Source organism: Mycolicibacterium stellerae (assembly GCF_003719305.1).
GTDB lineage: Bacteria > Actinomycetota > Actinomycetes > Mycobacteriales > Mycobacteriaceae > Mycobacterium > Mycobacterium stellerae.
Genome location: NZ_RARC01000059.1, coordinates 1 through 9,576, shown reverse-complemented (window position 1 = coordinate 9,576; position 9,576 = coordinate 1). Strand labels below are relative to the sequence as shown.

Annotated in this window: 6 protein-coding genes; 4 read left to right on the top strand and 2 right to left on the bottom strand. The window is 67.1% G+C overall.

What is annotated here, in order from left to right:
- The first annotated feature begins 182 nt into the window (after positions 1–182).
- The 4 genes from D6M19_RS33615 to pknB all read left to right on the top strand — a co-directional run bounded on the left by D6M19_RS33615 (position 183) and on the right by pknB (position 6,325).
- Positions 183–1,598 carry a peptidoglycan glycosyltransferase RodA gene (locus D6M19_RS33615; RefSeq protein WP_123029616.1) on the top strand — a complete coding sequence of 472 codons (1,416 nt, stop codon included), beginning with the start codon at positions 183–185 and terminating at the stop codon, positions 1,596–1,598.
- Positions 1,595–3,070: a D,D-transpeptidase PbpA gene (gene pbpA / locus D6M19_RS33610; protein WP_123029615.1), complete on the top strand. Its 1,476-nt coding sequence runs from the start codon at positions 1,595–1,597 to the stop codon at positions 3,068–3,070. Before D6M19_RS33615 ends, pbpA begins: the two co-directional genes overlap by 4 nt.
- A 73-nt stretch (positions 3,071–3,143) precedes the next feature.
- Entirely contained in the window at positions 3,144–4,451 is a 1,308-nt protein-coding gene (locus D6M19_RS33605; RefSeq protein WP_123029614.1) for a protein kinase domain-containing protein, read from the top strand.
- Complete coding sequence (pknB, locus tag D6M19_RS33600; protein ID WP_123029613.1) at positions 4,448–6,325, top strand: Stk1 family PASTA domain-containing Ser/Thr kinase; 1,878 nt, start codon at positions 4,448–4,450, stop codon at positions 6,323–6,325. Before D6M19_RS33605 ends, pknB begins: the two co-directional genes overlap by 4 nt.
- On the opposite strand, the gene D6M19_RS33595 is transcribed toward pknB, so the two are convergent.
- Positions 6,303–6,977, bottom strand: a complete 675-nt coding sequence (locus D6M19_RS33595; RefSeq protein WP_123029612.1) for an aminodeoxychorismate/anthranilate synthase component II — start codon at positions 6,975–6,977, stop codon at positions 6,303–6,305. The two genes, pknB and D6M19_RS33595, sit on opposite strands and share 23 nt — an antisense overlap.
- A gap of 12 nt (positions 6,978–6,989) precedes the next feature.
- Positions 6,990–9,576 (bottom strand): helix-turn-helix transcriptional regulator (locus D6M19_RS33590; RefSeq protein WP_206428708.1); only part of this gene is annotated, 2,587 nt, incomplete at its 5' end.

Sequence of the window (9,576 nt, the reverse complement as noted above, 5' to 3'; positions counted from 1 at the left end):
TCTGTCTTCGTGTCATGACCGACCGACCACGAGCCAGGTCGACACCGAAGCCTTCGTCAGCAGCGTCAGATGTGTATGAGAGCCAGCGAGACCCCCACCACCGTCACCGCTCCCCCGTCGCCGACGGCCACCGCGCTGCCGCCGCCGCCGTCCGAACCGGGCGAGACCTGCCGGACCGTGTCATGACGACACAACCCCAGCCAGCCGTCACCGTATTGCCGCCGTTACCCAACCGGCGCAATGCGGAACTGCTTCTGCTGGGGTTCGCCACCGTCATCACCACCGTGGCTCTGCTCATCGTGGAGGCCAACCAGGAGCAGGGCCTGAGCTGGGACCTGGCCACCTACACGCTCGCCTACATGGCGCTGTTCGGCGGCGCACACCTGACGATCCGGCGGTTCGCGCCCTACGCCGACCCGCTGCTGCTGCCTGTGGTGGCGCTGCTGAACGGGTTGGGGCTGGTGATGATTCACCGCCTGGACCTTGCCGCGGGCGACGTCACCGCCGGCGGGCTGCGCGGACCGAGCGCCAACCAGCAGATGCTGTGGACTCTTCTCGGGGTCATCGCATTCTCGTTGGTCGTGGTCTTCCTGCACGACCACCGAATCCTGTCCCGCTATGGCTACGTCTGCGGTGCCGTCGGGCTGGTTCTGCTGGCGATCCCCGCTGTCCTGCCGCGGTCGGTCTCGGAGCAGAACGGTGCGAAGATCTGGATTGAGTTGCCCGGCTTCTCGATTCAGCCCGCAGAGTTCTCCAAAATTCTGCTGCTGATTTTCTTCGCCGCGGTGTTGGTGTCCAAACGCAGCGTGTTCACCAGTGCCGGTAAACACGTACTCGGTATGGACCTGCCCCGTCCCCGCGACCTGGCGCCACTGCTCGCGGCGTGGATCATCTCGGTCGGCGTGATGATCTTCGAGAAGGACCTCGGCACCTCGCTTCTTCTCTACGCGTCGTTCCTGGTACTGGTGTACGTGGCGACCGAACGATTCAGCTGGGTCGTCATCGGGCTGGCGTTGTTCGCGGCGGGAAGCGTTACGGCGTACTACATTTTCGCCCACGTGCAGGTCCGCGTGCAGAACTGGTTGGACCCGTTCGCAGACCCCGACGGTGCCGGCTACCAGATGGTGCAGTCGCTGTTCAGCTTCGCGACTGGCGGGATTTTCGGCACGGGTCTTGGCAACGGTCAGCCCGGTGTGGTGCCCGCGGCGTCGACGGACTTCATCATCGCGGCGGTCGGCGAGGAACTCGGCCTTGTCGGGCTGGCCGGTGTGCTGATGCTGTACACCATCGTCATCATCCGCGGCCTGCGCACTGCGATCGCGGTGCGCGACAGTTTCGGAAAGCTGCTCGCCGCCGGACTGGCCTCCACCCTGGCCATTCAGTTGTTCATCGTGGTCGGTGGCGTGACCAAGCTGATCCCGCTGACGGGCCTGACCACTCCGTGGATGTCCTACGGCGGCTCGTCGCTGCTGGCCAACTACGTGCTGCTGGCGATCCTGATCCGAATCTCGCACTCCGCGCGCCGCCCGATCGTGACCCGGCCGCCCAGCAAGACGCCGATCGCGTCGGCAAGCACCGAGGTGATCGGGCGCGTATGAACACCTCGCTGCGCCGGATCTCGGTCATGATCATGGTGTTGATCGTGTTGTTGCTCGCCAATGCCACACTGACGCAGGTCTTCACGGCCGACGGCCTCCGCGCGGACCCGCGCAACCAGCGCGTGCTGCTCGACGAGTACTCGCGCCAGCGCGGCCAGATCTCGGCTGGCGGACAGCTGCTGGCCTACTCCGTGTCGACCGACGGCAGGTTCCGGTTCCTGCGGGTCTATCCCAATCCCTTCACCTACGCGCCCGTCACCGGGTTCTACTCACTGCGGTTCTCGAGCAATGGCCTGGAACGCGCCGAGGACACCATCCTCAACGGCTCCGACGAGCGGTTGTTCGGCCGCAGGCTGGCCGACTTCTTCACCGGTCGCGATCCGCGCGGCGGCAATGTTTCGACCACCATCAATCCCCGGGTGCAGCAGGCGGCGTGGGACGCGATGGCGGAGGGCTGCAACGGGCCGTGCACGGGTGCCGTCGTCGCGCTGGAACCGTCGACCGGGAAGATCCTGGCCCTGATCTCGGCTCCGTCCTACGACCCCAACCTGCTGGCCAGCCACGACGTCAACGAGCAGACCGACGCCTGGCAGCAGTTGAGGGACAACCCGGGCAACCCGCTCCTGAACCGGGCGATCTCGGAGACATACCCGCCTGGGTCGACATTCAAGGTCATCACCACCGCCGCTGCGCTACAGACCGGCGCGACACCAGACACCCAGTTGCCGTCCGCTGCACGAATTCCGTTGCCGGACAGCACCGCAACGTTGGAGAACTTCGGCGGCACACCATGCGGGGGCGGACCATCGGCTTCGCTGCGGGATGCGTTCGCGAAGTCCTGCAACACCGCATTCGTCCAACTCGGCATCGACACCGGTGCCGACGCACTGAAATCCGCCGCGCAGGCGTTCGGCCTGGACGCCAGTCCGGCGCCGATCCCGCTGCAGGTCGCCGAGTCCACCGTCGGCCCGATCAGCGATGCCGCCGCCCTCGGGATGTCGAGCATCGGGCAGAAGGACGTCGCACTCACACCCCTGCAGAACGCGCTGGTGGCCGCCACCATCGCGAACAAGGGGGTAGCGATGCAGCCGTACCTGGTAGACAGCCTCAAAGGGCCCGACCTGTCGAATATCGCGACGACGACACCGCGCGAACAGCGCCGTGCAGTGTCGGGGCAGGTCGCCGATACACTTACTGACTTGATGGTCGACGCCGAGCAGGTGACGCAGCAGAAGGGAGCCATCGCCGGCGTGCAGATCGCATCCAAGACAGGCACCGCGGAGCACGGGACTGACCCGCGCAACACCCCGCCGCACGCGTGGTACATCGCGTTCGCGCCTGCCCGCGCGCCCAAGGTGGCGGTTGCGGTGCTCGTGGAGAACGGCGGTAACCGGCTTTCGGCCACCGGCGGCGCGCTGGCCGCACCCATCGGCCGGGCGACCATAGCTGCCGCGCTGCGGGAGGGCACATGAGTCCCCGCAGGCGAGCGCGAGTGAGGATCGCAGCGCGGAACGCGCGAGGACCGGAGCGAGCGGGAGGCAAGGCATGAGCCCCCGCGTCGGAGTGACGCTGTCGGGCCGCTACCGGCTGCAGCGGCTGATCGCCACTGGCGGCATGGGCCAGGTGTGGGAGGCCGTGGATTCGCGGCTGGGCCGCCGGGTTGCGGTCAAGGTGCTGAAGGCCGAATTCTCGTCCGATCCCGAGTTCGTCGAGCGGTTCCGCGCCGAGGCGCGCACCGTCGCCATGCTCAACCACTCGGGTATCGCCAGCGTGTACGACTACGGCGAAACCGATATGGACGGCGAGGGTCGCACCGCATACCTGGTGATGGAGCTGGTGAACGGCGAGCCGCTCAACTCGGTGATCAAGCGCACCGGCAGGCTCTCGTTGCGGCACGCACTGGACATGTTGGAGCAGACAGGCCGCGCCCTGCAGGTCGCCCACAGCGCGGGCCTGGTTCATCGCGACGTCAAGCCGGGCAACATCCTGATCACCCCGACCGGTCAGGTGAAGCTCACCGACTTCGGCATCGCGAAGGCCGTCGACGCCGCACCGGTCACCCAGACCGGAATGGTCATGGGCACCGCGCAGTACATCGCACCGGAGCAGGCGCTGGGCCATGACGCGACCGCCGCCAGCGACGTCTACTCGCTGGGAGTCGTTGGCTACGAGGTGGTTTCGGGCAAGCGGCCGTTCACCGGTGACGGTGCCCTTACGGTGGCGATGAAGCACATCAAGGAGACGCCCGCCCCTCTGCCGAGTGACCTGCCGCCCAACGTGCGCGAGCTGATCGAGATCACGCTGGTGAAGAACCCTGGCATGCGGTACCGCTCCGGCGGCCCGTTCGCCGACGCGGTGGCCGCCGTCCGGTCCGGCCGCCGACCGCCACGGCCCAATGCGGCACCCGCCATCGGGCGCGCCGCGCCGACCGCCGTCGGATCCGCTCCGCCGAGCGCCGCGATGACCGCGCGGGGCCCCGCGACCGCCGGGCGTGCGCGGCCCGCGACCGGCGGGCACCGTCCACCCCCGCCGCGACGGACGTTCTCATCCGGCCAGCGGGCGCTGTTGTGGGCCGCCGGCGTGCTCGGAGCGCTGGCGATCGCGATCGCGATCCTGATCGTGCTGAATGCCCAGGACAAAAAGGACCGCGAATCCCCGCCGCCAACAGTCACCGACACCGTGACGCAGACCACCCCGCAAGGGGCCCCGCCGCTGGTCACAGTGCCGGATTGGACCGGTGAGGGGTCCGTCGGCCATGGTGGACAGCAAATCGGGGTATACCGACTCAACGCCACCGCGCCGTCCGCACAGTTACGGACGGCGTCATCGGATCTAGAACAGACATTGGAATGACCACCCCGCAACACCTGTCCGACCGTTACGAACTCGGCGAAATTCTTGGCTTCGGAGGCATGTCCGAGGTCCATCTCGCACGCGATACGCGCCTGCACCGAGACGTAGCGGTGAAGGTGCTGCGCGCGGACCTGGCCCGCGACCCGAGCTTCTACCTCCGCTTTCGGCGGGAGGCGCAGAACGCCGCCGCACTGAACCATCCGACGATCGTCGCGGTCTACGACACCGGTGAGGCGGAGACGCCGAACGGGCCGCTGCCCTACATCGTGATGGAGTTCGTCGAGGGCGTGACGCTGCGCGACATCGTGCACACCGATGGCCCGATGGAGCCGCAGCGGGCCATCGAGGTGATCGCCGATGCGTGCCAGGCCCTGAACTTCAGCCATCAGCACGGCATCATCCACCGCGACGTCAAACCCGCGAACATCATGATCAGCAAGACCGGCGCGGTGAAGGTGATGGACTTCGGCATCGCCCGCGCGTTGTCGGACGCCAACAGCGTCACGCAGACCTCCGCGGTCATCGGCACCGCGCAGTATCTGTCGCCCGAGCAGGCCCGCGGGGAAAAGGTCGACGCCCGCTCCGACGTCTACTCATTGGGTTGCGTGCTGTACGAAATCCTCACCGGCGAACCGCCTTTCGTCGGCGACACGCCGGTCGCCGTCGCGTACCAACACGTCCGCGAGGACCCTGTTCCGCCGTCACAGCGCCATCCGGGAATCTCGCCCGAGCTGGACGCCGTTGTGCTCAAGTCGCTGGCCAAGAACCCCGACAACCGGTATCAAACTGCTGCGGAGATGCGCGCAGATTTGATTCGCGTGCACAGCGGCGAGGCACCCGATGCGCCGAAGGTCTTCACCGACGCCGAGCGCACGTCACTGTTGGCGTCGACGGGCCCGATGCACCAAACGCCTGCGACCGAGCAGATTCCGGCGCACCAACCCGCCAACTACGGCGACCGCGATCGGGGCCAGTCGGTCGGGCGGTGGATCATCGCGGTCGCGGTGCTGGCAGTGCTGACCGTGGTGGTCACGATCGCGATCAACATGATCGGCGGCGGCACTCGCGCGGTGCAGGTGCCCGACGTGAGCGGACAGGTGTCGGCCGATGCGGTGGTCGCGCTGCAGAACGCCGGCTTCAAAACCCGCACGTTCACCAAGCCCGATTCGAATGTCGAGCCGGATCATGTGATCAATACGGAGCCGGAGTCGGGCACCGCGGTGGATGCGGGCGACGAGATCACCATCAACGTGTCGACGGGTCCCGAACAGCGCGAGATCCCGGACTGCCAGACCATCACGTATGCCCAGTGCGTCGAGAAACTCAAAGACGCGGGCTTCGGCCGGTTCAAGCAGAGCCCGTCAGCGTCGACGCCCGAGCTCAAGGACAAAGTGGTCGGCACGCTCCCGCCGGCGAACCAGATGTCGGCGATCACCAACGAGATCACCATCGTCGTCGGGTCAGGGCCTGAAGCCAGGGCGGTGCCTGACGTCAAGAATCAGACCGAGGACTCAGCTCGCCAGATCCTGACCGCATCCGGGTTCACCAATCTCATTCCGGTTCCCGTAGACAACACCGCTCCCTGCGGTCAGATTGTCGGTACCGATCCGCCGGCCGGACAGCAGGTTCCAGTCGACACGGCGATCCAGATGCAGAGATCTGCGTGCAACCAGTTCACCATGCCCGACCTTCGCGGACAGTTCTGGACCGACGCCGAGCCGCGGCTGCGCGCGCTGGGCTGGACTGGGGGACTCGATCGGGGCGCCGACGCGCGCGACAGTGGACAGCGCTCCAACGCCGTGGTGACTCAGAGCCCGGCGGCGGGCAGCGCGGTGAAGTTCGACGCGACGATTACGCTGAGCTTCGCTGCGTAGCAGCGCGCACCGTATTTGCGACCTCGTCTTCCAGGGTCCGCACCAGGGACTCGGCAGGGGCGTCGCCACAGTAGGCCAGCCAGTTGGCCAGCATCCGGTGTCCGCCCTCGGTGAGGATCGACTCGGGATGGAACTGCACTCCGTGGATGGGCAGTTCGGTGTGCCGCACACCCATGATGACCCCGCGCTCGGTGCGGGCGGTGACCTCCAGCTCCGCAGGCACCGTATCGGGCAGAATCGTCAGCGAGTGATACCGCGTCGCGGTGAACGGGTCCGGAAGACCCTGCAGCACACCGACATTGGCGTGGAAAACGGTGCTTGTCTTGCCGTGCAGCAATTCCGGGGCACGGTCGACGGTGCCGCCGTACGCCACCCCGATCGCCTGGTGTCCCAGGCACACCCCGAGTAGCGGGGTCTTTGTCGCGGCGCAGGCCTTCACCAGCGGGATGGACGCGCCTGCGCGCTCGGGCGTGCCAGGGCCCGGGCTGAGCAGCACGCCGTCGAAGTCGTTGGCGACCGCGGCGACGTCGGCATCGGTGGCCAGACGATCGTCGTCGTTGCGCCACACCTGCGCGTCGACGCCCAGCTGGCCGAGGTACTGGACCAGGTTGAACACGAAGCTGTCGTAGTTGTCGACGACCAAGACCTGCATCGGCCCAGGTTACTAGGTGTGCCTTGCGGCTTCCTGTGCGAGTTGCACACGCGACGACAGGCCGAGCTTGGCGTACACATGGGTGAGGTGCGTCTCCACGGTGCGCGGCGAGATGAACAGCCGGGTGGCGATGTCCTTGTTCGGCAGGCCCTCGGTGAGCAGCCGCACCACATCGAGTTCCGTCGGCGTCAGCGACGCCCAGCCCGACGCCGGCCGTTTGCGCTCGCCCCGACCCCGCTTGGCGTAGGCGATCGCCTCCCCCGCCGACAGCGCCGCGCCCTCTGCCAAGGCCGCCTCGAAGTCGTCGGCGCCCATGACGTCCCGCAGTTCGTCGACGCCGGCTCGATACTCGGCCTCGAACTTCGGGAACCGAACCTCGCCGGTGCGCTGCCTCATCGCCTGGGCCGCGCCGAACAGGCGTGCCGCTTCGCGGTGGCTTCCCGCCTTCGTGGCCAGAGTCGCCAGACACTCGAGTGCCGGCGGCATCCGAAGCTCGCTACTGGTTTCTGTCGCAGCCGAGAGCGCAGCCTGCGCGTCGTCTTCGGCCCCGTCCATCTCACCTTGAGCGAGCCTCACCTGCGCACGCGTCATCAGCGCGAACGACAGGTAGCAGCCGCCGGTGATCGCGACAACGTCGTCGGCCCACTCCCGCGCAAGAGGATCGTCTCCGCATGCCAGCGGCGCCAGCGCCGAGAACCCATATAGTCCGGCCATCATCCGGTTGAGCCCTGAACGTTGGCGCGCCAAGGCATACGTCTGGACGGCCGCCTCGTCATCACCAGCCGCTTGGTAGGCCACCGCGACCGTCGCTTGACCCAGGCCCTCGAAGAACTCCATCAGGTCAGCCGCAGCGGTGAGAGCCGTATCGGCGGAAGCATGCGCGCCGTCGCTGTCGCCAAGATTCGCTCGCGTGAACCCCTGCACCAACAGCGCGTACAGCTGCAACATCGTATTTTGCGCAGCGGCAGCGTCTTCGACCGCCCTATCGAGCTCGATCAGGGCACCGTGCAAGTCGCCTTGATACGTGCGCACCCAACCTTGAGCCCAGCAGAACACCCGTGTCGTCGCGTGATTTCCGATAGCCGTAGATATTTCCAGGCCCCTCGTGGCTGCGTCCTGGACTGCTACGGGATCCCCGGCGCCGACCCCGGAACGGGCCTTCTCCACATAGAGCTGACTCCAAATCCATGGATCATCGAGGCCTCGAGCAAGTTCGGCAGCCTCGGCAAAGCATGCCGCCGCCATCTCTTCGTCGAAATAGGTGCTGACCCCGCGCGCGATCAATCCGCGGATCACCAGGGCCGGATCACCGACCTCGCGCGCCAACGCCAAAGCCGTTTCGGATTCCTCGAGGCTCTCCGTCCGCACGGTCCACGCGACCAACATGACCCGGTCGATGAGCGCGCGGGCATGCACCGCGGGAGCGACCGGTGACGTCGACGCCTCCCGCCCAAGCGCCGCTTCCAGCCATGCCAGGCCTTCGCCGTTGCGGCCGCCGTCTTGCCAGACGGGGAACAGCGCCGACGCCAGGCGCAATGCATCCTCTGCGTCACCGGTTTCCAGGCTCCACCGAAAGGCCGCCCTGAGGTTGTCGATATCGCTGTCGATTCGTTGGAGATGATCGCGGTAGTCCGGCCGCGCGGGCGAATCGAGCACAGCCGCCACCGCCATGTAGTGATCGCGGTGCCTGGCCCGCACGTCTTCGGCCTCACCCGACTCGCCGAGGTTCTCCAGAGCGTACTGGCGGACAGTCTCCAGCAGTCGGTATCGCGTTCTGCCGCTGGTGTTTTCGGCGACTACGAGCGACTTGTCCACCAGCAGCGTCAGTTGGTCCAGCACCTGATATCGCTCGACCTCGCTGGTACCGGCGACGGCCTGGGCCGCGTCCAGATCGAACCCGCCGAGGAATACCGCCAACCGACGGAACAACACCCGCTCGGGATCGGTGAGCAGAGCGTGCGACCAGTCGACCGACGCGCGCAGCGTCTGTTGTCGCCGCACCGCGGTGCGCGCCCCGCCCGTCAGCAACCGGAACCGGTCGTGCAGGCTGGCGAGAATGTCGTCCAACGACAGCGCCCGAACCCGCGCCGCCGCCAGTTCGATCGCCAGCGGCATACCGTCGAGGCGTCCGCAGATCTCCCCGATGAGAGCCGAATTGCGTTCCGAGACAGCGAAACCGGGCCGGATTCGGCGGGCACGGTCGGCGAAGAGTTCGATCGCCTCGTCATCGATCGACAGCGACGGCACCAGGAAGGTCACCTCGCCGGGCACCCCGAGGGGCTCGCGACTGGTGGCCAGCAGGCGCAACTCGGGGCAGCCGCCCAGCAGGTCGGTCACCACTGACGCGACGGGCTCGAGAAGATGTTCGCAGTTGTCCAGGACCATCAACACGCGCCGCTCACCGATGGCCCGGAGAACATTGTCCACCGTCGACCGACCGGGCTGATCGGGCAGGCCGATAGCGCGCGCGACGGCCACCGGTACGACCTCCGGACGCGTGACGGGGGCCAGGTCGACGTAATGCACGCCGTCGGGGAAATCGGCGCCGAAGCGGGCCGCGATTTCGACGGCGAGCCGTGTCTCTGTCACTTCAACACAT